The following is a 23888-nucleotide window of genomic DNA, read 5'->3' as shown; positions in this document are numbered from 1 at the left end:
CTTATATATCGTTGTTATTTCACGTCATTTTCAGCTAACGGAGGCACGGGCTTCCCTTGCCGACGGTAAAACTCAGTTACAAAGTCGTCTAATTTACCCTGCTCGATCGCGTCCCGCAAACCCTGCATCACACGCTGGTAATAACGCAGGTTGTGAATGGTGTTCAGACGGGCACCGAGGATCTCGTTGCACTTGTCCAGATGGTACAAATAACTGCGGGTGTAGTTCTTGCAGGTGTAGCAATCGCAGTCGGCATCCAGGGTGCTGGTGTCCTCGCGATACTTGGCGTTGCGGATCTTGACCACCCCGTCGGTGGTGAACAGGTGGCCGTTGCGGGCGTTGCGGGTCGGCATCACGCAGTCGAACATGTCGATACCGCGGCGCACCCCTTCCACCAGATCTTCCGGCTTGCCCACGCCCATCAGGTAGCGCGGCTTGTCGGCCGGAATTTTCGGGCAGACGTGCTCGAGGATGCGATGCATGTCCTCTTTCGGCTCACCCACCGCCAGACCACCGACCGCGTAACCGTCGAAGCCGATCTCCAAGAGACCTTCCAGCGACACATCCCGCAGATCTTCGTACACGGAACCCTGGATGATGCCGAACAGGGCGTTCTTGTTGCCGAGCGCATCGAACTTGTCACGCGAACGCTTGCCCCAGCGCAGGGACATCTCCATGGACTTGCGCGCCTCTTCGTAAGTGGCCGGGTACGGCGTGCACTCATCGAAGATCATCACGATGTCGGAGCCCAGATCGTACTGGATCTCCATGGATTTCTCGGGGTCGAGGAAAATCTTCTCGCCGTTGATGGGGTGACGGAAGTGCACCCCCGCCTCGGTGATCTTGCGAATGTGCCCCAGGCTGAACACCTGGAAACCACCGGAGTCGGTCAGGATCGGGCCCTGCCAGTTCATGAAGTCATGCAGATCGCCGTGGGCGCGCATCACTTCCTGCCCCGGCCGCAGCCAGAGGTGGAAGGTGTTGCCGAGCAGGATCTGAGCGCCAGTCTCACGCACCTCTTCCGGGGTCATCCCCTTGACGGTGCCGTAGGTGCCGACCGGCATGAAGGCCGGGGTCTGCACGGTGCCGCGCTCGAATACCAGCTGGCCGCGACGGGCACGGCCGTCAGTGGTTTTCAGTTCAAATTTCATTGCTACCTCGTTGCGTCAGAGAAACAGTCTGACAGTAGGGGGCCCGAGGGCCCGGTATAAAGGGCGTGGCTTATGCCTGCGCCCGGCGACGGGTGACGAACATGGCGTCCCCGTAGCTGAAGAAACGGTACTGCTCGGCCACAGCCGCCTGGTAGGCCGCCATCACGTTGTCGTAGCCGGCAAAGGCGCTGACCAGCATGATCAGGGTCGACTCCGGCAGATGGAAGTTGGTGACCATGGCATCGACCACCTGGAACTGGTAACCAGGGAAGATGAAGATGTCGGTGTCGCTGAAGAACGGCGCCAGCGGCTTGCCCTGAGCCAGGGTCACCTTGGCCGCGCTCTCGAGCGATCGCACCGAGGTGGTTCCCACCGCAATCACCCGGCCACCACGGGTGCGCGTCGCCGCGATGGCGTCCACCACCTCCTGCGGCACCTCGGCATACTCCGAGTGCATGTGGTGATCTTCAATCTTGTCCACCCGCACCGGCTGGAAGGTGCCCGCCCCGACGTGCAGGGTGACAAACGCCGTTTCCACCCCCTTGGCACGGATCTTCTCGAGCAGCGGCTCATCGAAGTGCAACCCAGCAGTCGGCGCCGCCACGGCACCCGGCTTCTGGTTGTAGACGGTCTGGTAGCGCTCCTTGTCGGCATCCTCGTCGGGACGATCGATATAAGGGGGCAGCGGCATGTGGCCGATGGCTTCCAGGATCTCCAGCACAGGGCGGGGGTCGAGGAAGTGGATCTCGAACAGGGCATCGTGACGGGCGCGCATCTCGGCTTCAACTTTCTCGCCGTTGGCCCCGCCATCCAGAATGAGCCGGGTACCGGGCTTGGGGGATTTGGAAGAGCGCACATGAGCCAGCACGCTGTGCTCGTCCAGCATCCGCTCCACCAGCACCTCCAGCTTGCCGCCGCTGGCCTTCTGGCCAAACATGCGCGCCGGAATGACACGGGTGTTGTTGAATACCAGCAGATCGCCGGGGTTAAGCTGGTCCAGCACATCCACAAATTGACCGTGGCGCAGTGCGCCAGTTTGACCATCGAGCTGCAACAGACGACTGGCGGTACGTTCCGTCATGGGATAGCGGGCAATCAGCTCGTCTGGCAGATCAAAATGAAAATCGGATACTTGCATCTTTCACCTCGGGGGGAATCGGCGGCTAGTCTAGTTATCCCCTTCTTCCAAGGCAACCCAAAAGACCAAAAACCCAAGGGAGACAAGGGATAGCGAGCAATTATGTGAAGCAGGGCCAGTTAAAAAACCTTTAAGGTTTTGTATTGACCCTGATCATGTTTTGCCGAGAGGGGCTGGGCTAGGGTGAAAGCAGATACACAAGGAGGCCCACCATGATGACCCTATCCGAGATCATGACTGAACACCCCTTCACCCTGGGTCCGGAAAACAGCGTCAAACAGGCGATGGATCTGATGCAGCAGGAGCGGATCCGCCACATCCCCATCGTTGACGAACAGCATCATCTGCTGGGCCTGGTTACCCTCTCCGACATCCTGGCCACCCGCGAATCCAAACTGCTGCTGATCGATCCGGAGCGGGAGGCGGAGTTCACCGACAGCGTGCAGCTCGACGAAATCATGACCCGCCAGGTGGCGAGCGTAGATCCCCACGCCGGCATCAAGGAGGCGGCGCTCTACCTGCAACGACACAGATACGGCTGCCTGCCGGTACTCAAAGGACGCAAGTTGATCGGCATCGTCACCGAGTCGGACTTCATTGCCGTCGCCATCAACCTGCTGGAACTGATGGAGGAGCAGGAGCCGCCTGGCGACTTTTGATCTGAATTTTATGTAAAAAAATTACAATAAAAGCGTTTTCAGCGTACTTGATCGGCAATAAAGCTGAAACTCTTTCATTTTGATTGAAAAATTACACCACAACCTTGCTTTGTGATCTGCATCACACTATCATGACCGTCATGCAATAGTTGCCGAGCGGAAGACGAGGGATTGTGCACCCGTCCTCTTCCTCTCATATGTCTGCAAGTTTGCACACCCCGTAGTTAGTCTTTGCTGTAAAGCTTTTGTTTATATAGCCATTCCTTGTTTGATGACCCGGCCTTGTCCTTGCGACGACGCCGGGATTTTTTTATCCGCGCAATTCCCCTCCCCTAACCCCGTGCGTGCCGGCGCCTGTGCGTCGCAAGGCGGCAACCCCCCACCTCTCTGCGGTTGGCAGACTGCCACTTGCCTCTTGAAAAGCCGAAGCCGCGCACAGATGTTGAATCTCGACAAGGAGTTATCCCGGCATGCCGGCGATATTCATGTTAGGTACAGCAGCCATGGTTTATCTAATAAGTAGATTTAAGTGATTCAAAATTGCGGCTTTGATCGATTAGGAAAAGTCCCTATGATGAATCCATCGAAAGTTAAACGCCTCGTCCGGCACGACTCTTCAAACCCAGACAGGCATATGTACATCACCAAGGAGCAAATACATGTCTACCTACATCAACACTGAAATCAAGCCGTTCAACGCCACCGCCTACCACAATGGCAAATTCGTTCAGGTGTCTGACGCTGACCTGAAAGGCAAGTGGTCCGTGGTGTTCTTCTACCCGGCTGACTTCACTTTCGTTTGCCCGACCGAGCTGGGCGACCTGGCCGACAACTACGCCGAATTCCAGAAGCTGGGCGTCGAGATCTACTCCGTCTCCACCGACACCCACTTCACCCACAAGGCCTGGCACGACACTTCTGACACCATCCAGAAGATCCAGTACCCGATGATCGGCGACCCGACCGGCACCATCACCCGCAACTTCGGCGTGATGATCGAAGAAGCCGGTCTGGCTGACCGCGGTACCTTCGTCATCGACCCGCAAGGCATCATCCAGATCGTTGAAATCAACGCCGGCGGTATCGGCCGTGACGCACTGGAACTGCTGCGCAAGGTCAAGGCTGCCCAGTACGTTGCCGCTCACCCGGGTGAAGTGTGCCCGGCCAAGTGGAAAGAAGGCGACGCCACCCTGGCCCCGTCCCTGGATCTGGTAGGCAAAATCTAAGCCTCCCCGCTCTGAAGACCGGCCCACTCAAGGGCCGGTCTGCTTTCTGGCCTGACAAAACGCCGACCCGCAATCAAAAGAAGGAATTCGAAGATGTTGGATACCAACCTCAAACAACAACTCAACGGTTACTTGCAGTACATCGTCAATCCCATCGAGATCAGCGTGTCCGGCAATGACAGTGACAAATCCGCCGAACTGCTGGCCTTGGCCGGCGAGATCGCCGAGATGTCACCCAAGATTACCCAGACCTCTGGCACCAATGCCCGCAAGCCTTCCATGAGCGTCGCACCGAAGGGCCAGGCCCCGCGCGTTCATTTTGCCGGCATCCCCATGGGTCATGAATTTACCTCCCTGGTGCTTGCCCTGCTGCAAAGCGGCGGTCACCCCTCCAAGGCCGATGCGGCCGTGCAGGAGCAGATCCGCAACCTCAAGGGCGAGTTCCACTTCGAGACTTACATTTCGCTCTCCTGCCACAACTGCCCGGACGTGGTGCAGGCGCTGAACCTGATGGCGACCCTGAACCCCGGCATCACCCACACCATGATCGACGGTGCCCTGTTCCAGGACGAGGTCAACGAGCGTCAGATCATGGCGGTACCGAACGTCTACCTGAACGGTCAGCCGTTCAGCCAGGGCCGCATTTCGCTGGAAGAGATCGTCGCCAAGCTCGACACCGGTGCCGCCGAACGCAAGGCGCAAGAGCTGAGCGAAAAAGCCCCTTATGACGTACTGGTCGTCGGTGGTGGTCCGGCTGGCGCAGCCGCCGCCATCTATGCCGCTCGCAAAGGCATTCGCACCGCCATCGTCGCCGAGCGTTTCGGTGGCCAGGTGATGGACACCGTCGGCATCGAGAACTTCATCTCCGTGCCCTACACCGAAGGCCCCAAGCTGGCCGCGAGCCTGGAGCAGCACGTCAAGCAGTATGGCGTGGAAGTGATCACCGAGCAGCGCGCCGCCGCCATCAGCAAGGATGGCTACGTCAACGTGGATCTCGCCTCTGGCGCCACCTTGAAGAGCCGCGCCGTGATCCTGGCGACCGGTGCCCGCTGGCGCGACCTGAACGTGCCGGGCGAGCTCGAGTACCGCACCAAGGGCGTGGCCTACTGCCCGCACTGTGACGGCCCCTTCTTCAAGGGCAAGCGGGTTGCGGTGATCGGGGGCGGCAACTCCGGCATCGAGGCAGCCATCGACTTGGCTGGCATTGTCGAGCACGTCACCGTGGTGGAGTTCGCCGACACCCTGCGTGCCGACGAGGTGCTGCAGAAGAAAGCCCGCTCCATGGGCAACATCGACATCATCATGAGCGCCCGCACCACCGAAGTGATCGGTGATGGCAGCAAGGTGGTGGGCATGGATTACGAAGATCGCACCACCGGCGAGATCAAGCATCTGGCGGTGGCCGGCATCTTCGTCCAGATCGGTCTGGTGCCGAACACCGAGTTCCTCAAGGGGAGCGACGTGGCCCTAACCCGCTTTGGCGAGATCGAGATCGACACCAAGGGCGCTACCTCCCTGCCCGGCGTCTACGCCGCAGGGGACGCCACCACGGTGCCGTTCAAGCAGATCATCATCTCCATGGGCGCCGGGGCGACCGCCGCACTGGGAGCGTTTGATTACCTCATTCGCAATCCGGCGCCGGAAGCGACCAAAGCTGACGCCGTCACCGCCTGATAGCCACCAGATGGACAAAAAGCCGACTCACAGAGTCGGCTTTTTTTGTTGCTACGCACCCGCGACTCAGCCGGCCTTCGTCTGCTGGCCCTCATCCGATCCGGGGGTGGCATAGCTGGCGGGTACCACCTCCCCAGCCAGATCCGTTCTCGGCTCCAGCTCCGCCGTCATGGGGGTATTGGGCGGCACCGGGATGAACACCTGATGATCGGCCAGCGGAATGGGGGCCCGCTGCCGCTTGCGCCAGCCGAGATACCCCGCCAGCAGCAGGCCACAGAGGGCGAAGTAGACGAACAGCCCCTCTGGCCCGAACTGCGCCATGACAAAAGGCGCCAGCAGTGGCCCGGTCATGGCCCCCAGGCTGTAGGCGAGCAGCAACCCCTGATTGGCGCCCAGCACCTGATCTGGGCGCAGCTCGTCGCAGGCGTGGCTCAGGCTCAAGGGATAGATGGAGAACGCCATGCCGCCCAGCAGGAACACCAGGCCCCCCATCAGCGGCTCGCGCCAGCCGGCGGGCAGCAGCACCATCAACAGGGCCAGCAGCGCCAGCACGGCGCCAAGCAGCAGGATCACCAGCCGCCGGTCGTAGCGATCGGAGAGACGACCGATGGGGTACTGCAGGCACATGCCCCCCAGGATCACCAACGCCATCATGTCCGCTACCTTGGAGAGCGACGAACCACTGTCGGTAAAATAGAGAGGCAGCAGGCCGTAGATGGCCCCGAGAATGAGGCCGGAGGTAAAGCTGCTGCCCATCCCCGCGGGGGTGAGGCGCACCAGCTCCAGCACGCCGACCGGCTGGGGCGCCACCATGGCCGGGGTCGCTACCCGGGAAACCGCCAGCGGGATCACCGACAGGGTCGCCGCCATGGCGCACAGGGCGAACGGGGTCAGCACCATGGGATCCACCCACTTGAGCAGCAGTTGCCCCATGGCCAGGGAGCCGTAGAGCAGGATCATGTAGAGGGACATCAGCCGGCCCCGGTTGGCCGGCGTGCTGGAGACCAGCATCCAGGACTCCAGCACCACGAACAGACCGCCGGTGGCAAAGCCCCCCACCAGCCGCAGCGCCGCCCAGCTCAGCGGCTCCACCACCATCCCGTGCAGCAGAAACAGAAAGCAGAGCAGGGAGGCGTAGGCCGCATAAGCCCGGATGTGACCCACCCGGATGATGAGGCGGGCGTTGACGAAGGCCCCCAGCACCAGCCCGCCGAAGTAGGCGGCCGATACCAGGCCGATGGCCTGGGCCGATACCTGCTCGGCAGACAGGCGCACCGTCAGCAGGGTGTTGAACATGCCATGGCCCAGAATGAAGATCACCAGACTGGTCAGGGGTGAGAGGAACCTTGCGAGTGTCATGGGGTCTCCCTGATTGGCTCAATCGTGAGCAAAACAACCATGGTACCGTCTGCTTCCCGCCCACTTCAACCCGAGCGCCCCGCCAGGGCGCGGACCGCAGGCTATGCTTGCTGGGTAGCCCATGATGGAGCGTCCCATCATGGCCATCACAGTGGAGACAGCCGACATGAAACCAGCCCTGCTTTTGGCCAGCCTGCTCTTTACCGGCAGCGCCCTCGCCTTTCACTGCCCCGCCGACATGAAGAAGATCGATGATGCCCTCGCCGCCAAACCCGCCCTCAGCGCCGACAAGCTGGCCGAGGTGAAGAAGCTGCGCGCCGAGGGGGAAGTCCTGCACAAGGCGGGCAAGCATCAGGAGTCCGTCGATACTCTGGCCAAGGCGATGGCCATGCTGGGGTTGAACAAGAGTTAGCGCAGGCACCACAGCCCACCGCTGCGAACAGGATCAATCATGCCCTTGCGGGCCCTCGCCACCGGTGGCAAGGGCCCGCTGTTTATCTGGGCCCCTCCCTTGCAACCCCGACTGCTACACCCGGCCGCTGTAGAGCAGGGTGTCGTAGTTGAAGGCAATCACGCCGTCGACCGCATGGCGGGCAAATTCCCGCGCGATCAGCGCCGTCAGCGCGGCATGGGCTTGCGAACCGGCCACCGGCGCATAGGAAGAGGAGTTGAGCCGCCCCAGCACGCCGTCGAGATCGAACAGCTGGCGGTTGGCGAAACGATCGAGCCGGTACTCCCCCTCGAAGAAGGCCTGAAAATCCCCTTCGCCCAGATTGCGGTGATTGACCTCTTCGTAATCTCCCGAATAGGTGCGCAGGCCCTCCTCATAAGCCTTGAGAAATGGGGTGTCGGTCAGCCGGTCGTTCCAGATGAGGGCGACCCGGCCACCGGGTCTGAGCAGCCGCCGGCACTCCTGCTTGAAGGCGGCGCGATCAAACCAGTGAAACGCCTGCGCCACCGTCACCAGATCCACCGACCCGTCTGCCAGACCGGTGGCTTCGGCACTGCCATCCTGCCACTCGATATTGGCCACTGCCTGCAGCTGGTGCCGGGCCGCCCCGCGCATCTCCGCATTTGGCTCGACCGCCCAGACCCGCACCACCCGGGGGGCCAGCAGCGCGGTCAGGATGCCGGTGCCGGCCCCGATATCGGCCACCCGGGCAGTCGGCCCCATGGCCAACGCGCTGGTCAGAAAATCGAGCATGGCGGCAGGATAACTTGGCCGATATTTCACATAGGCCTCGACCCGGGTCGAGAACCGCTGAGTACTGTCCATTGCCACTCCTTGTGCTGAATCTGTACGGGATCAGGGCCGAGTCAATCGCCCCGCCCTCATCCTGCCCCGAACGCAACCGGCAAGGCAATCGCCCTGTCATGGCGATCCAACCTCATCGCCACGCACCTGAGTGCCGGGGTCAGCCGATGCGCCTGCCTTGTGCATCTACCACCTGCTCTCCATCTTCCTTGCTGAAGGCTCCTTGCTGGGGGCTCGGCAGGATATCCAGCACCACTTCTGACGGACGGCACAGCTTGGTGCCCAGCGGGGTCACCACGATGGGCCGGTTGATCAGGATAGGGTGCGCCAGCATGGCATCGACCAGTTCATCATCGCTGAACTTGGTCTCGGCCAGTCCCAGCGCCTCATAGGGGAGCACGTTCTGGCGCAGCAGGTCACGTACCGGCATCCCCATGGCGGCAATCAACGCCAGCAGGGTGGCGCGACTAGGCGGTGTCTCCAGATAGTGAATAACGGTAGGTTCAACGCCTGAGTTGCGGATAAGCGCCAGCGTATTGCGGGAGGTGCCGCAGGCCGGGTTGTGGTAGATGGTGATCTGGGCGTCATTCATGATGGGTTCTCTGGGTTGGTATAAGAGCGCTTCATGCGCAGGGCGACATTGACCAGGGCGATCAGTACGGGAACCTCCACCAGCGGGCCGATCACCCCGGCAAAAGCCTGATCCGAGCTCAGCCCGAACACCGCGATGGCGACGGCAATGGCCAGCTCGAAGTTGTTGCCAGTGGCGGTAAAGGCGATGGAGGCATTCTTGTCATAGGGGATGCCCAGTTTCTTGCCCACCAAGAAGCTGGTGAAGAACATCAGCACGAAGTAGACCACCAAGGGTACCGCGACCCGCAGCACATCCATGGGCAGTTCGACGATCATCTCCCCCTTGAGGCTGAACATCAGCACGATAGTGAGCAGCAGCGCGATCAGCGTGATGGGGGAAATTGCCGGAATAAAACGCTCGGTGTACCACTTCTCCCCTTTCGCCTTGACCAGATAGTGACGGCTCAGGAAGCCTGCGAGGAAGGGAATGCCCAGATAGATCAGCACACTTTGCGCTATATCCAGCATGGTGATATCCACTGCGAAGCCCTGCAAACCAAACAGCGGTGGCAGCACGGTAATAAACAACCAGGCCATGAAGCTGTAGGTGAGGATCTGGAACGTGCTGTTGAGCGCCACCAGGCCGGCGCCGTACTCCTTGCTGCCGCCGCCGAGATCGTTCCACACCAGCACCATGGCGATGCAGCGCGCCAGACCTATCAAGATGAGCCCCACCATATAGCCCGGCTGATCGTGCAAAAACACCAGCGCGATGACGAACATCAAGATGGGGCCCACCAGCCAGTTCATCACCAGCGAGAGGGTGATGGCACGGCGATCCCGGGTCATGGCCCCCATGGTGGCGTAGTTCACCTTGGCCAGCGGCGGGTACATCATCAGGATCAGGCCAATCGCCAAAGGTATATTGGTAGTCCCGACCGACATCGCCTCGTTCCACTGGGCAACTTGAGGGAACAGATAGCCAATCCCAACCCCGATGCCCATGGCGACGAAGATCCAGAGAGTCAGATTGCGGTCTAGAAAACGCATTTTTTTGCTGACGGGCAGATCGCAGCAAATACTGGTATTCATCAAAAGACTCCGTATATGAGGTAAATCAGAATTAAGGCTAGAGGGGGCTGATGCACTCACCCCGACTTGTGGATGGGGTGACATAAATCTTGCAGCGCTTTCACCCCCACCGGCTCGACAGCCTGCAGGGGCACCACGGCATAACGCTTCGCATGTTCCTGCTTGACCGCGTCGATATGGGGCTGCTGGCGATACGCTCGCTGGGCCAATAGTGGCGAGGTGACACTGGTCGGGGCCAACATGTGATTGACCACCCAGGCCCAGGGCTCGATACCGGCGCGGCGCAAGTCGGCTTGCAAGTTGGTCGCCTCCTGTACCGGGGTAGGCTCGGGCAGAGTGACGATCATCACCTTGGTCTGTTTCGGGTCTTGCAACTGCATCATGGGGGTGGTGAAGTGCATCCCCTTGCCCCCCATCTGACGAGCAATCTCCCTGTGATAGGCACCGGTCGCATCGAGCAGCAACAGGGTATGGCCAGTGGGGGCGGTATCCATCACCACGAAGCGCTTGCCCGCCTCGCGAATGATCCGCGAGAAGGCCTGAAACACGGCGATCTCTTCGGTGCAGGGGGAACGTAAATCTTCCTCCAGCAGGGCGCGGCCCTGGGCATCCAGACTCGCCCCCTTGGTGGCCAGCACCTGGGCACGATAACGCTCGGTTTCGGCGTGGGGATCGATACGGCTGACCTCCAGGCTGGGCAAGGCGCCAGCCAGGGTCTCTCCCAAGTGGGCTGCGGGATCGGAAGTGGTCAGGTGAACCGGCAGACCCCGGCTGGCGAGCTCTACCGCCACTGCCGCCGCCAACGTCGTTTTACCCACACCACCCTTGCCCATCAGCATGATGAGCCCGTGACTATCAGTAGCAAGCTCATCGACCAGTTGCTTCAATCCGGGGTGCTGCTGGTTGTATGACTCGGCGGCAGTGCATTCGATCTCATTAACCCCACTGACGAGGCTTGCACCGAGTAACTGGCGCAGGCTGTCCACGCCCACCAGATTGGTCGCCAACAGCGGCACGCTGTCTTGTGGCAAACTTGCCAGCAGCGCTGGCATATCAGCCATCGCCTGCTGCTCACGTTGCCATACGGCAGTCGCCAGGGGATCATCCGCCAGCTCGCTTTGGGGGAAGATGCCATTGATGACCAGTTGCTGATTGGCAAGGCCGATGGTCGCCAGCTCGTCATGGGTACGCGCCACTTCCCGCAGGGTCGAGGCTTGCGCCCGGGCAACCAGAATCAGCCGGGTTTTTCCGGAATCGGAAAGGGCCGCAACAGCCTCTGCGTATTGGCTGCGCTGTTTTTCCAGCCCAGCCAATGGCCCCAGACAGGAAGCATCGCCCTTGCCCTGCGCCAGAAACTCGCTCCATGCCCCCGGCAGTTGCAACAGACGGATGGTGTGACCGGTCGGCGCCGTGTCGAACACGATATGGTCGTATTCCCCCACTAGGCAGCTGTCGGTCAAGAGCGCGGTGAATTCGTCAAAGGCGGCGATCTCCGTGGTACAGGCACCGGAAAGCTGTTCTTCAATGCTGCGTACCACGCTCTCGGGCAGCTTGCCGCGCACCGGGCCAACGATACGTTCGCGATAGGCTTGCGCGGCAGCTTGCGGATCAATTTCCAGTGCTGATAACCCACTGACTGCCGCGATGGCAGTAATGCTGTTGCCTATTTGGGTGTCGAGCACCTGGCCGACGTTTGACGCCGGATCCGTGCTGACCAGCAGTACCCGTTTGCCACTGTCACACAAGGCAACCGCACTGGCACATGCCAGCGATGTTTTACCCACCCCACCCTTGCCGGTGAAAAAGAGAAAGGGGGGCGCGTCATTGAGAAACGAGTAGTTCAGCAACGGGGACATGAGAGACTCCTATCAGGAATAACGAGGCCATGGGCCGAACAGAGAACTTGCCAGCCAGGCGATGACGCTTAGCAGCAACCACTGCTGCCGGAGCAGCATCCACTCTTGACGATCCCTTTGATGGCACCGATTTTGTTGGGCTCGGCTGCTGGCTGTTCAACTTCGGCACCATCGCTTTCTGGTGCTTTCGGCAACCCCAGCCCGGCATAGCGGAGCAGTTCGGCACGGCTGGGATAACGACCGGTGAGAACCACCTGGCCATCCACCAGGGTCACAGGCAGCCCTTCTTCACCGGACAGTTCCAGGAAAGAAGCCACCGCCGGGGTCTCAGCGAATACCAGGGGTTGTTGCGCCAAATTGAAGCGATATAGAGATCCCCCCTGCTGCTTGAGCCACTCGGCATCGCCAGCGAAGATCACCAGATTTTGGTCAATGTCTGTGCCACAGACGCCGCTGGAGCAGCATAGGGCCGGGTCAAAAACTTGTATCAGTCTCATGGCCTACTCCTTATTGCAGCATGGCTGCGCAGGCAATACATGGGGTGAGCAGCCAGACTCAGCCCTCATCACCCCGCAGGCTTCCGGATGACCGGCGCAGCACTCTTCGGTGAGATAACCGATCAAATCGAGCATCAGGGGAATGTTGGCGCGATAGCGTAAAAAGCGCCCCTCCTGCTCCACCGATAGCAAGCCCGCATGCAACATGGCTTTCAGATGAAATGAAAGCGTGTTGGGAGCAATGTCGAGCTCGCTGGCCAACTGGCCGGCAACTTGCCCTTCCAGCCCGGCTTTGACCAACAGGCGCCATACATCGAGGCGGATGCCGGACGACAGAGACTCGAAGACTTTAGTAGCAATATCTTTATTCATTTGAACCTCTATCAATCATCCCATCATTACAACTATACAAGAACAGTCGAAATGATCAAGGCGGCTTGGTACTGCTGTGAATCTGTTCAGGTTGAGCGACCATTTACGCAACACTCTTCACGGAAAAACGCGATGATCTCTTCCAGCACGTCGTATTGAGAGACGCACAGCAGGGTACGACTCTCCCGGTTCTGCTTGACCAGACCAACCGAGACCAGCGCGGCAATGTGGTGGCTTAGGGTCGATGCGGGAATCGCGAGCTGCTTTTGCAAGTCTCCAACAGGCAAGCCTTGCTCCCCCGCTTTGACCAAATGCTTGAAAATGAACAAACGAGTCGGATGACCCAGCTCTTTCAATGCCTTGGCAACCTCTTCCAATTGCATAGCTCACTCCTCTCGATGACACATATTTCGATAATACCAGAAATATCTTGACCACCCCAATGATTCGATTATTTTGGAAATATAGTAAATCAAGCAGGACATGAAGATGAATGACTGGTTAACCATGCTGAGAGATGCATCTCAGATGTTTTTGTTCCTGGCCTTTGAGCTTTCTGTGCTGTTCCTGGTGATCAGTGCCGGGGTCAGCCTGATCCGCCAGAAGATACCTGACACCAAGATCCAGGCCATGCTGGGGGCACGAAAAGGCAGAGGCTATTTTATTTCAGCAGCACTTGGCGCATTGACCCCTTTTTGCAGTTGCTCATCCATTCCTATGCTGCGCGGACTCTTGTCTGCCAAAGCCGGTTTTGGGCCAACCCTGACCTTCCTGTTTGTCTCACCGCTGCTCAACCCCATCATCGTCGGCCTGATGTGGGCCACCTTCGGCTGGAAAGTGACAGTCTTGTATGCCGTGATTGCTGCAAGCGTTTCTGTACTGGCGAGTATGCTGCTGGACATGTTGGGGTTTGAGCGTCATGTCATTGACCCCAAAGAGGCCAAGCAAAGTAGCTGCGGCACCGGTTGTAGCACCACGACACAAGAACCTGCCAGTGTGGATGCAACAGCTTGCTGCTCAAGCAATGCTATCAAGTCCATCAAACCGCTAAAGGCTCAGACATCCTGCTGTACTGCGCAACCCGATGAGGCCGCATCAACTCTCTCTTGCTGCGCAGATGGCACTGCGGCTCTGACTCAGGCCCCAGTCATTCCCACTGCCTTCGCCAAAGCGCGTCTCGATGCCTGGCAACAATTCAAAGACGTGCTTCCTTACTTGTTGCTGGGGGTGCTGATCGGGTCATTTATCTACGGTTTCATCCCCGCCGAATGGATAGCGGCCCACGCCGGGGCAGACAACCCGCTGGCGATCCCGTTCAGCGCCATCGTGGGTATTCCGCTCTATATCCGGGCAGAAGCCGTTATCCCGCTGGCATCGGTATTGCTGGGCAAAGGGATGGGCATGGGGGCCGTGATGGCGCTGATTATCGGTAGCGCAGGAGCCAGCCTGACCGAGGTGATCCTGCTCAAATCGATGTTCAGAACCCCGATGATTGCAGCGTTCCTGACCGTCATACTGGGGATGGCCGTCATGATGGGCTACTTGACACAGTGGCTTCTCTAAACCGCCCCAGCACCCAATCACTCACAACCGCTATCAGCGACACAAAAGAAAAATGCCCTGCGATTGCAGGGCATTGTTGGTTTCCAACTTGAATGGCCGTGATCAGTGAGCCACTTACTTGGCGTAATCCTCGGTCGGGATGCAGGAGCAGAACAGGTTGCGATCTCCGTAGACGTCGTCGATGCGGTTGACCGACGGCCACAGCTTGGCGGCACGCACGGCGTCCGACGGGAACACCGCCTCGGCGCGGCTGTAGCCACGAGACCACTCAGCGTCCATCACGTCATCCTGGGTGTGCGGGGCATGGACCAGCGGGTTGTCGGTGAGGCTCCACTGCCCGTCCTGCACCTTGGCGATCTCGGCGCGAATGGCGGTCATCGCCTCGACGAAGCGGTCCAGCTCGCGCTTGGATTCCGACTCGGTCGGCTCGACCATCAGGGTACCCGCAACCGGGAAGCTCATGGTCGGCGCGTGGAAACCGTAGTCCATCAGCCGCTTGGCCACGTCCATCTCGCTGATGCCAGAGGCTTCTTTGAGCGGGCGGATATCCAGGATGCACTCGTGAGCTACCCGACCGTTACGGCCGGAATAGAGCACCGGGAAGGATTCACCCAGCTTCTTGGCCAGGTAGTTGGCGTTGAGGATGGCCACCTGGGTGGATTTCTTCAGCCCCTCGTCTCCCAGCATGGCGATGTACATCCAGCTGATGGGCAGGATGCTGGCCGAGCCGAACGGTGCCGCCGAGACGGCGCCGTTGTTGCGGCTCTCCTTGTCGGTCTTGACCACGGCGTGACCGGCCACAAACGGCGCCAGGTGCTTCTTCACGCCGATGGGGCCCATGCCCGGGCCGCCACCGCCATGAGGAATGGCGAAGGTCTTGTGCAGGTTGAGGTGGGAGACGTCCGCCCCGATGAAACCTGGCGCCGTGAGGCCCACCTGGGCATTCATGTTGGCGCCGTCCAGATAGACTTGACCACCGTGCTGGTGAACGATGTCACACACCTCCTTGATGGTCTCCTCGTACACCCCGTGGGTGGAGGGGTAGGTCACCATCAGACAGGAGAGTTGATCCCCCGCCTCGGCGGCCTTGGCGCGCAGATCGTCCAGATCCACGTTGCCTGATTTGTCACAGGCGGTGACGATGACCCGCAGGCCCGCCATCTGAGCGGAAGCCGGGTTGGTACCGTGCGCAGACGCCGGAATGAGGCAGATATCGCGATGCCCCTCGCCGCGAGACTCGTGGTACTTCTTGATGGCGAGCAGACCGGCGTATTCGCCCTGCGCCCCGGAGTTGGGCTGCATGCAGACCGCATCATAACCGGTCACCTTCACCAGCCAGTTTTCAAGGTCGGCCAGCAGCAGCTGATAGCCTTTGGCCTGGGCCAGCGGGGCGAACGGGTGCAGCTTGCCAAACTCGGGCCAGGTCACCGGGATCATCTCGGCGGTGGCGTTGAGCTTCATGGTGCAGGAGCCCAAGGAGATCATGGCGTAGTTGAGGGCCAGATCCTTGGCTTCGAGACGGTGGATGTAGCGCAGCATCTCGGTCTCGGAGTGGTACTTGTTGAACACCTCGTGGGTCAGCACGGCGTCAGTGCGCAGCAGATCCTGCGGGATGGCGTGATGGGCCTGGGCCGCCAGGTCGAGAGCCTCGATGTCCAGGCCGTGACCTGTGCCCAGGAACAACTCGAACAGCTCGGCCACATCGCCACGGGTGGTGGTTTCAGAGAACGACACGCCCACTGCGCCGTCCAGATCCGCGCGCAGGTTGATGCCCAGCCCCTCGGCCTTGGCGATCAGCTCTGATTTGCCCGTGGTCAGCACGGTCAGGGTATCGAACCAGCTGGCATGCTTGAGGGCCACGCCCTTGGCCTTGAGGCCGAGCGCCAGAATGGTGGTCAGACGGTGCACGCGGGAGGCGATGGTTTTCAGCCCCACCGGGCCGTGGTAGACGGCGTAGAAGCTTGCCATGTTGGCCAGCAGCACCTGAGCGGTACAGATGTTGGAGTTGGCCTTCTCGCGGCGGATGTGCTGCTCGCGGGTCTGCATCGCCATACGCAGCGCGGCCTTGCCGCGGGCATCCTTGGAGACACCGATGATGCGGCCCGGCATGGAGCGCTTGTAAGCATCGCGAGTGGCGAAGAAGGCGGCATGCGGGCCACCGTAGCCCATGGGCACGCCAAAGCGCTGGGCCGAGCCCAGCACCACGTCAGCCCCCAGCTCGCCCGGGGATTTGAGCAGCAGCAAGGAGAGCAGATCGGCGCTGACGCAGGCCAGCCCTTTCTGGGCTTGCACGGCGGCGATAAGGGCCCGCAGATCTTTCACTTCACCCGTGGTGGTGGGGTACTGGAACAGGGCACCGAACACCTCTTCGGCGCAGGCCTGTGCGGCCGGGCCGACGGCCACGTCAAAACCGAAGTGAACCGCGCGCTCCTTGACCACGTCGATCACCTGCGGGTGCACGTCGTCGGCCACGAAGAAGAGATTGGCTTTGGACTTGGCCATCCGCTTGGCCAGCGCCATCGCCTCGGCGGCGGCGGTCGCCTCATCCAGCAGGGAGGCACTGGCCAGATCCATGCCGGTCAAGTCCAGGGTCAGCTGCTGGAAGTTGAGCAGGGCTTCGAGACGGCCCTGCGCCAGCTCGGGCTGGTACGGGGTGTAGGCGGTATACCAACCCGGGTTTTCCAGCACGTTGCGCAAGATGACGTGGGGTACATGGGTATCGTGATAGCCCATGCCGATGTAGCTCTTGGCGACCTTGTTCTGGGCGGCATAGCTCTTGAGCTTGGCCAGCGCTTCCACCTCGGTCATGGAGGCGCCGATACCGAGCGGACCCGGCCGGCGAATGGCGGCGGGGACGGTCTGCTCAATCAGATCATCCAGGCTCTCGGCGCCCACCACGGCCAGCAGGGCGCGCAGATCTTCCTCACCCGGCCCGATGTGACGGCGGATGAAATCGGTTTTTTGCTCGAGTTCAAACAGTGACTGGGTCATTTCCCTATTCCTGATAAAAAGTCCTGATAACTAAGTGCCTGACAGCCAGCCTCGGCCGGCTTCACTCATGTTCGGCTGGCAGGGTGGCCCCTGCCGGCACCGGATGTCGCTCATAGCGACAGGGGGTCGTCTTGCGGCTGACCGGTTTGCCGCGGGCAAACCGGTGCGGACGACTTCACCCTCGCCGGTCGGCCTCCTGGCCGACGGGCACCTATACAAGCGGGCCCTGCGCATTGGCAGGGCCCGGGGGCATTACTCTTCGTCCACCACGTTCTGGTAGCCTTCGGCATCCAGCAGGTTGGCGAGCTCGCCCGCGTCGTCCAGCTTGATGCGAAACAACCAGCCGGCACCGTAGGGATCGGAGTTGACCAGCTCGGGGCTGCCTTCCAGCTCTTCGTTGACGGCCAGGATCTCGCCGCTCACCGGGCTGTAGATGTCAGAGGCGGCCTTGACCGACTCGGCCACGGCGCAGTCATCACCGGCACCGACCTGCTTGCCCACTTCCGGCAGATCGACGAACACCATGTCACCCAGCAGCTCCTGGGCGTGCTCGGTGATACCGACCACGGCCTCGCCGTTGGCTTCGACACGGATCCACTCATGGGAGGTGGCATATTTCAGTTCGCTCGGGATATGGCTCATTTGTGCTTCCTTTATTCACTTGGATCACTTGTCCCGGCGCGTTCGACAGACGTTGCCGGGGCAAGGGGGTCTGGCGAAGGGCAGCCCCTTCGCCGCAATGGGTCGTTACACCAGCTTCTGGCCGTTGCGCACGAAAGCCGGCTTGGTCACTTTGACGGTGACCAGCTTCTTGCGGATCTCCACCGAGGCTTGTTCGCCGATATCACGGGGCACCCGCGCCAACGCAATACTGTACCCCAGGGTGGGCGAGAAAGAGCCGGAGGTGATCACACCTTCCCGCTCTTCTCCAGCGGCGGTGGTGAAGGTGACCGGCATGCCGCTACGCAGCACGCCCTTCTCTTCCATCACCAGACCCACCAGCTTGGGCTGGCTGCCGGCGGCTTTCTGGGCTTCCAGCGCGGCGCGGCCGATGAACTGGCGATCGCTCGGTTCCCAGGCGATGGTCCAGGCCATGTTGGCGGCAAGGGGAGAGACGGTTTCGTCCATGTCCTGGCCGTAGAGGTTCATGCCGGCCTCGAGGCGCAGGGTGTCACGGGCACCCAGGCCGCAGGGGGCCACGCCGTTGTCCAGCAGCGCCTGCCACAGATCGCACGCCTGCTCTTGCGGCACCACGATCTCGTAGCCGTCTTCACCGGTGTAGCCAGTGGTGGCAATGAAGAGCTCGCCGGCCTGCACGCCGAAGAAGGGCTTCATCCCTTCCACTGCGGCAACTTGCTCGGCGCTGAACACCTTGGCCGCCTTGGCTTTGGCGTTGGGGCCCTGCACCGCGATCATGGCGAGCTCAGGACGCTCGGTCACGGTCACCCCGAAATCCTGGGCGTGGTGGCGGATCCAGGCCAGATCCTTCTCGCGGGTGGCGGAGTTGACCACCAGGCGGTAGAAGGTCTCGCCAAGGTAATAGGTAATGAGGTCATCGATAACACCGCCTTCCGGGGTCAGCATGCCGCTGTAGAGGGCCTTGCCGAAGACGGTGAGCTTGGCCACGTCGTTGGCCAGCAGGTGTTGCAGGAAGGCTTTGACCCGCTCGCCGGTCAAATCGACGATGGTCATGTGGGAGACGTCGAACATGCCGGCATCGGTGCGCACCTGATGGTGCTCTTCCAGCTGTGAGCCGTAGTTAATGGGCATTTCCCAACCGTGGAAGTCCACCATCTTGGCGCCGGCTTCCAGGTGCTTGGGATGCAGTACTGTAGTCTGGATCATCGCTGTGTTTCCTTAAGCGTTCGCGACAACACTCACGCATCGCTCGCCCGGCAGCCACCATCCGGCTATCTACCTGGGTGGCAGCAAGCGAAGTACCTGAGTCTGTGCTCGTTCCGGCCCCGCAGGGCAAGAGTGATTCCTTGAACGCAGCGGATTATAAGCCAAGCGGACGCGCATGCCGCTCAAAAAAAACTAATCCACCGCCAGTAAACAGACCCCAGAGACTAAGGTAAAAACAGTGATAAAAACAGACCAAACCCGGTAATGGCGATATTAAATTTCGATTTTTACCGTTTCGTCACAATTTGGAGAAAAACGTTTCGCCGACCGCCCAGATTAAAGGCTGATGCCCAAACCGGGTCATCAGCCTCATCACATTAGTTTTGTTGTGAAAACAGCCGGGTATTATTAGATTTTTTCACCCTTGGCCAGGGCAGGCAGCTCGCCTTCCTGCCCCATGGCGGCCCGGATCACCCTCTTACTTCGGCCGGGTCGGCAAATTGTTCCCCTTGGCCAGGGCCGGCAACTCACCCTCTAACCCCATGGCGGCCCGGATCACGCTTTGCTTGAGCGGCGTCAGAAGATCGAAGGCGCACAGCCCGGCCCCACGCACCAGCTTCTTGAGCGGATTGGCACCGGCGAACAGCCGCTTGAGCCCCTCCATCGCCGCCAGCATGCTGGCCGCCTCGCTCTTGCGCCAGCGCTCATAGCTGCGCAGGTTGGCGAGCCGGCCGATGTCCTTGCCCGCCGCCTGATTGCGCAGGATCTGCTCGGCCAGGGCGGCGGCATCCAGCAGCCCCAGGTTGACCCCCTGCCCCGCCAGCGGGTGGATGGTGTGGGCGGCATCCCCCACCAGCACCAGCCGCTCGCGGGCAAAGTCGCGGGCATAGCGGGCAGTGAGCGGGATGGCGCTGCGCGCCCCTTCCACCTTGCACAGACCCAGCCGGCCGTCGAACGCGGTGGTGAGCTGGCGGTTGAATTGCTCTTCATCACACTGACAGAGCGCCTCGGCACGAGCCGCAGGCAGCGACCAGACGATGGAGCAGAGGTTCTCCTGCCACAGGGGTAAAAAGGCGAGAGGGCCATCCGGGGTGAAGATCTGGCGTGCCACCGCCTCGTGCGGCTCGGCACAGCGCACCGTCGCCACCAGCGCGTGGTGGCCGTAATCCCAGCTGGTGAGCGGGATGTCGGCCTGCCGGCGCACCCAGGAGTGAGCGCCATCGGCCGCCACCACCAATTTGGCCGACAGCGCGCGGCCATCTTCCAGCAGCAGGAGCGACCCCGCCTCGCCGCTTTGCAGGCTGCTCGCCCGGGCCGGGCTCAGCAGCTGGATGTTGTCGCCATCGAGAACCGCTTCCAGCAGCGCCAGCTGGATGACCCGGTTCTCGACGATGTGGCCGAGCTCGGTCTGGCGCAGGCTGGCAGCATCAAAGGCGATCCGGCCAAAGCTGTCCTGCTCCCACACCTCCATCTGCCCGTAGGGCTGCAGGCGACGGGCCTCGATCCCGCGCCAGGCGCCCACCTGCTGCAGGATGCGCTGACTGGCGAGACTCAAGGCGCTGACCCGGTTGTCCGGCACCTCGTCAAGCTCGGACTCCGGCAGCTGGCCCTCGACCACGGCGACCTTGAGCGCACTTCCCTTGAGCGCGGCGGCGAGCCCCAGGCCCACCATGCCGCCCCCTACAATCACCACATCCACGTTTTGCATCTGCATCGTTCTATATCCTTTCAGGGCTGATCGCCGGGATCAGCGAGGGCACGCCCGAAGGCGCACCCGTTCAATACCCATGACGTCACCTCGCCTCAGGGGCGGCACACATCGGCGACAAAGCCCAGGGTGCGGGAGGCCAGCGGCGCCTTTAGGCAGCTCAGCCGCCCCATCAGGGAGAGCGCCAGGTTGCGGCCCGCCACCAGCGGGTCATGATCATTGGAGAAGAGCTGGGCCAGCGAAGAAGTGAGCCAGACCGTCTGGGCCTGATCCCCCTTGCGCTGCTGCCAGTAGCCGCTGAGCACCTCAAAGCTGCCGATATCCTCCCCCGCCGTCAGCGCCCGGCCCACCGCCCGGGTGAGCAGGTCCAGATCGCGCATGCCGAGGTTGAAGCCCTGACCGGCGATGGGATGCAGCAGATGGGCGGCATTGCCCACCAGCACGGTGCGCTGGGCCAGCGGGTAGTCGGCCACCGTCAGCACCAGCGGATAGACGTGGCGCTGGCCGGTTTGCAAGAAACGGCCGAGGCGCCAGCCAAAGGCCTGCTGCAGGCGGGCCAGAAACGCAGAGTCATCGAGCGCCATCAAGGCCGGCGCCTCATCCCGTGCCACGCTCCAGACCAGGGAGGAGAGCCCGTCCTGCATCGGCAGCAGGGCCAGCGGCCCCCCTTGGGTGAAACGCTCGAAAGCCCGTCCGGCCGGGTCTTCGGCGGTCTTGACGGTGGCGATGATGGCGCTCTGACCGTAGTCGTGACGGCTCACCGCCAGCTTGCACTGCTGGCGCACGAAGGAGTTGCCGCCATCAGCCGCCACCAGCAGGCGGGTCTGATAACGCTCGCCGCTGGCCAGGGTCAGGTTTACCCCCTCCGCCAATGGCTCCACGTGTTCGAGCTGGGCCGGACACAGCATGCGGATCTGCGGGCAGGCGGCAATCGCCTGCTGCAGCGCAATGCCCGCCGCCGACAACTCGATCACCTGGCCAAGGGCAGGCAGGCCATACTCCGCCGCCGTCAAGCCGGCCTGGCCGAAGTGGCCCCGATCCGACACATGAATCTGGCTGATGGGGCTGCAATGGGGAGCAAAACGGGACCAGAGCCCGTGCCGGGCCAGCGCTTCGCAGGTGCCGGCGGAGAGCGCGATGGCGCGGGCATCGAAGCCGGGATGCGCATTGAGCTCGGGGGCGCTCGCCTCCAGCAGCAGGATCTGCAGGGGCTTGGGCCCTGGCAGGGCCGCGAGGGAGAGCGCCAGCACGGCGCCGCTCATTCCACCACCGACGATGGCCACATCGACGTGGTTCAGATCAGATTGAGACATGAGATGAGGGGAAAGACTGAAAATGTGGGGTCATGCTAACACAAAGCATGGGGTCGGGATGCGAAGCCACGGGCAAAAAAGCGCAGTCTCTGTCGTCACTTGCCTCATCACGGCGGTCTGGCGCGGGCAACATCCAGATGTAAAAAGAGCGCCACCAGGCGCTCTTTTTAGGGTTCAACCGACTCAGTGCAGGGTCGGCGGCGTGCTCGGGGCATCCGGCCGCTTGCCAAACTCCTCGAAGCTCATCATCACCCCGAGGCGCACGTGCTCGTAGAGCACCAGGAAGGAGGCTTCGTTCTCTTCATCTTCCTGATCGAATTCGGCGGAGACCTGGGTGATGCTGGCGATGTCCTGGATCATCTCCTGCAGCTCTTCGGAAGCCTTGGAGAGCTCCTGCTGCACCACGCCGAAACCAGCCAGGAAAGCCTGGGACCAATCCACCAGCGAGTCGATGCGCTCGTCGAGCGGCGCTTCGTCGCTCGGCAGCAGCAGCTCGACCCCTTTCTGGGCCATCAGGCTCTCGATCACCTGGTGATAGAGATCGGTCATCACCTGGCGCACCGGGGCCGGCAGACCGAAGCCGTCGTTGACCAGATCATTGAAATGGGGCAGCCAGCTCTTGTCGTCCAGTGCCACACCACCGCACACCAGACCGCAGATCACGCCATGGGCCTCTACAGCCGTCGCCATCAGCTCATGCTGCTCCATCAGGTCGGCCACGGCCGCGTATTTCAGGGGGTTCGTTTTGCTCATCGAAGATCCGCTCAAAGTTCAGGCAAATATGCAGAATTAATGGTCAGGATCCTAGCATTCTCCCCCTTCCAGAGCCAGCAAGGCCTTGAAACTTCTGCATCTGCGCTATATAGTCCCGCCCAGTTGTCCACGTGGATAAAGGCGGAAATCAGCTCCGCCGTATTGAGGAAGGCATGAGCACAGAGGCCGTAGAAATCGTCATTTTGGGACGTCCCTACAAGGTATCCTGTCCCCTGGGACAGCAGGATGCCCTGCGCCAGGCCGCCGACCAGCTGACTGATAAACTCATCGAGCTGCGTCAACGCTCCAAGGTCTCCAGCAACGAACAGCTGGCGGTGATGGCAGCGCTCAATTTTTGCCATGAGCTCTGCCTTGAAAAAGAGAAAAATCACCAATACTCTGAGACCATGGACAAGCGGATCAAGATGCTTCAACGCACCATCGAAGCGGCCTTGATCGAGCACGGACAATATGGCGAATCCAGCGACGAAGGCCTGCAGCCCTAATCGTCCACCGTTTTAAAATTCCCTGGGGTGTTTGTCAGCCGGTTCAAGTCCCCGAGCCGATATTCATACCAAACAGGGGATCTGCCTTCTGGCTATTGCGCATGCTCGGCACGACCGAGAAGCCTGCGGTCAGATCCGATCCCCGCCTTGAACCGACGGTTCAAGGGCCCAAACCGGCAACGGCATCTCCGGGGTACCAACAGCAAAAAGCCCGTCACCAACGTGACGGGCTTTTTCTTTATCTCCTGCGTCATCCGCTCTCCCCTGCCGCCGCCCCCTTCGACACTCCCGCAGCACCAGTCACACCAGAAGCGGCCCATAAAAAACCCGCCGGCTTGGGCGGGTCTTTTTTATGTG

General features: G+C 61.1%; 22 protein-coding genes and 1 other RNA gene. 7 read left to right on the top strand and 16 right to left on the bottom strand.

Going from position 1 to position 23888, the window contains the following annotated elements; genetic code table 11:
- Nucleotides 1-14: 14 nt before the first annotated feature.
- Nucleotides 15-1151 (bottom strand): tRNA guanosine(34) transglycosylase Tgt, encoded by a 1137-nt coding sequence (gene tgt, locus E5E96_RS16115; RefSeq protein WP_016350389.1) that lies wholly within the window; start codon nt 1149-1151, stop codon nt 15-17.
- A 70-nt stretch (nt 1152-1221) separates the two neighbouring features.
- The gene (gene queA, locus E5E96_RS16110; RefSeq protein WP_171282598.1) at nt 1222-2289 is read right to left on the bottom strand and encodes a tRNA preQ1(34) S-adenosylmethionine ribosyltransferase-isomerase QueA; all 1068 of its coding nucleotides are present in this window, start codon (nt 2287-2289) and stop codon (nt 1222-1224) included.
- 212 nt (nt 2290-2501) lie between these two features.
- Here queA and E5E96_RS16105 point away from each other — a divergent pair, with 212 nt between their 5' ends.
- The 3 genes from E5E96_RS16105 (at nt 2502) to ahpF (ending at nt 5848) form a co-directional block, all read left to right on the top strand.
- On the top strand, nt 2502-2948 hold the full coding sequence (locus E5E96_RS16105) for a CBS domain-containing protein (RefSeq protein ID WP_171282597.1): 447 nt from the start codon (nt 2502-2504) through the stop codon (nt 2946-2948).
- A gap of 659 nt (nt 2949-3607) precedes the next feature.
- Complete coding sequence (gene ahpC, locus E5E96_RS16100) at nt 3608-4174, top strand: alkyl hydroperoxide reductase subunit C (RefSeq protein ID WP_011705621.1); 567 nt, start codon at nt 3608-3610, stop codon at nt 4172-4174.
- Between the two features lie 93 nt (nt 4175-4267).
- The gene (ahpF, locus tag E5E96_RS16095; RefSeq protein ID WP_171282596.1) at nt 4268-5848 is read left to right on the top strand and encodes an alkyl hydroperoxide reductase subunit F; all 1581 of its coding nucleotides are present in this window, start codon (nt 4268-4270) and stop codon (nt 5846-5848) included.
- A 66-nt stretch (nt 5849-5914) separates the two neighbouring features.
- Here ahpF and E5E96_RS16090 read toward each other — a convergent pair whose 3' ends face one another.
- Nucleotides 5915-7207, bottom strand: a complete 1293-nt coding sequence (locus E5E96_RS16090) for an MFS transporter (RefSeq protein ID WP_171282595.1) — start codon at nt 7205-7207, stop codon at nt 5915-5917.
- A 166-nt stretch (nt 7208-7373) separates the two neighbouring features.
- Between E5E96_RS16090 and E5E96_RS16085 the strand changes: the two genes are divergently transcribed.
- Nucleotides 7374-7619, top strand: a complete 246-nt coding sequence (locus E5E96_RS16085; protein ID WP_029301252.1) for a hypothetical protein — start codon at nt 7374-7376, stop codon at nt 7617-7619.
- Nucleotides 7620-7733: 114 nt separating this feature from the next.
- On the opposite strand, the gene E5E96_RS16080 is transcribed toward E5E96_RS16085, so the two are convergent.
- The 7 genes from E5E96_RS16080 to E5E96_RS16050 form a co-directional block, all read right to left on the bottom strand.
- Complete coding sequence (locus E5E96_RS16080) at nt 7734-8483, bottom strand: class I SAM-dependent methyltransferase (RefSeq protein ID WP_171282594.1); 750 nt, start codon at nt 8481-8483, stop codon at nt 7734-7736.
- Between the two features lie 139 nt (nt 8484-8622).
- Entirely contained in the window at nt 8623-9054 is a 432-nt protein-coding gene (gene arsC, locus E5E96_RS16075; RefSeq protein ID WP_171282593.1) for a glutaredoxin-dependent arsenate reductase, read from the bottom strand.
- The gene (arsB, locus tag E5E96_RS16070) at nt 9051-10127 is read right to left on the bottom strand and encodes an ACR3 family arsenite efflux transporter (protein ID WP_171282592.1); all 1077 of its coding nucleotides are present in this window, start codon (nt 10125-10127) and stop codon (nt 9051-9053) included. Before arsB ends, arsC begins: the two co-directional genes overlap by 4 nt.
- Nucleotides 10128-10183: 56 nt before the next feature.
- Nucleotides 10184-11983, bottom strand: coding sequence for an arsenical pump-driving ATPase (gene arsA, locus E5E96_RS16065; protein ID WP_171282591.1), 1800 nt, complete (start codon nt 11981-11983; stop codon nt 10184-10186).
- Nucleotides 11984-12051: 68 nt separating this feature from the next.
- Nucleotides 12052-12480 (bottom strand): arsenite efflux transporter metallochaperone ArsD, encoded by a 429-nt coding sequence (arsD, locus tag E5E96_RS16060; RefSeq protein WP_171282590.1) that lies wholly within the window; start codon nt 12478-12480, stop codon nt 12052-12054.
- Nucleotides 12481-12483: 3 nt separating this feature from the next.
- Complete coding sequence (locus tag E5E96_RS16055; RefSeq protein ID WP_049049137.1) at nt 12484-12852, bottom strand: helix-turn-helix transcriptional regulator; 369 nt, start codon at nt 12850-12852, stop codon at nt 12484-12486.
- An 86-nt stretch (nt 12853-12938) separates the two neighbouring features.
- Nucleotides 12939-13235 carry a helix-turn-helix transcriptional regulator gene (locus E5E96_RS16050; protein ID WP_011705611.1) on the bottom strand — a complete coding sequence of 99 codons (297 nt, stop codon included), beginning with the start codon at nt 13233-13235 and terminating at the stop codon, nt 12939-12941.
- Nucleotides 13236-13341: 106 nt separating this feature from the next.
- Between E5E96_RS16050 and E5E96_RS16045 the strand changes: the two genes are divergently transcribed.
- Nucleotides 13342-14415 (top strand): permease, encoded by a 1074-nt coding sequence (locus E5E96_RS16045; RefSeq protein ID WP_171282589.1) that lies wholly within the window; start codon nt 13342-13344, stop codon nt 14413-14415.
- A 114-nt stretch (nt 14416-14529) separates the two neighbouring features.
- Here the strand turns inward: E5E96_RS16045 and gcvP are convergent, their stop codons facing one another.
- From gcvP to E5E96_RS16015, 6 genes are all read right to left on the bottom strand, one after another.
- Nucleotides 14530-17406: an aminomethyl-transferring glycine dehydrogenase gene (gene gcvP, locus E5E96_RS16040; RefSeq protein ID WP_171282588.1), complete on the bottom strand. Its 2877-nt coding sequence runs from the start codon at nt 17404-17406 to the stop codon at nt 14530-14532.
- A gap of 252 nt (nt 17407-17658) precedes the next feature.
- Entirely contained in the window at nt 17659-18048 is a 390-nt protein-coding gene (gene gcvH, locus E5E96_RS16035; RefSeq protein ID WP_010634317.1) for a glycine cleavage system protein GcvH, read from the bottom strand.
- 105 nt (nt 18049-18153) lie between these two features.
- Nucleotides 18154-19251: a glycine cleavage system aminomethyltransferase GcvT gene (gene gcvT / locus E5E96_RS16030; protein WP_043161877.1), complete on the bottom strand. Its 1098-nt coding sequence runs from the start codon at nt 19249-19251 to the stop codon at nt 18154-18156.
- A 478-nt stretch (nt 19252-19729) separates the two neighbouring features.
- On the bottom strand, nt 19730-20965 hold the full coding sequence (locus E5E96_RS16025; protein WP_171282587.1) for an FAD-dependent 2-octaprenylphenol hydroxylase: 1236 nt from the start codon (nt 20963-20965) through the stop codon (nt 19730-19732).
- Nucleotides 20966-21054: 89 nt separating this feature from the next.
- Nucleotides 21055-22272, bottom strand: coding sequence for a 2-octaprenyl-6-methoxyphenyl hydroxylase (gene ubiH / locus E5E96_RS16020; protein ID WP_171282586.1), 1218 nt, complete (start codon nt 22270-22272; stop codon nt 21055-21057).
- A gap of 183 nt (nt 22273-22455) precedes the next feature.
- The gene (locus E5E96_RS16015; RefSeq protein WP_011705605.1) at nt 22456-23025 is read right to left on the bottom strand and encodes a UPF0149 family protein; all 570 of its coding nucleotides are present in this window, start codon (nt 23023-23025) and stop codon (nt 22456-22458) included.
- A gap of 173 nt (nt 23026-23198) precedes the next feature.
- Between E5E96_RS16015 and zapA the strand changes: the two genes are divergently transcribed.
- Together zapA and ssrS are read left to right on the top strand one after the other, a co-directional pair.
- Nucleotides 23199-23531: a cell division protein ZapA gene (zapA, locus tag E5E96_RS16010; protein WP_016350376.1), complete on the top strand. Its 333-nt coding sequence runs from the start codon at nt 23199-23201 to the stop codon at nt 23529-23531.
- Nucleotides 23532-23547: 16 nt separating this feature from the next.
- A non-coding RNA gene (gene ssrS / locus E5E96_RS16005) (6S RNA) lies at nt 23548-23730 on the top strand.
- The last annotated feature ends 158 nt before the right edge of the window (nt 23731-23888 follow it).

It is taken from the genome of Aeromonas sp. 1805, from assembly GCF_013085525.1.
GTDB lineage: Bacteria > Pseudomonadota > Gammaproteobacteria > Enterobacterales > Aeromonadaceae > Aeromonas > Aeromonas hydrophila.
The sequence above is the reverse complement of the archived record's forward strand: the minus strand, read 5'-3'. Positions and strand labels throughout refer to the sequence as shown.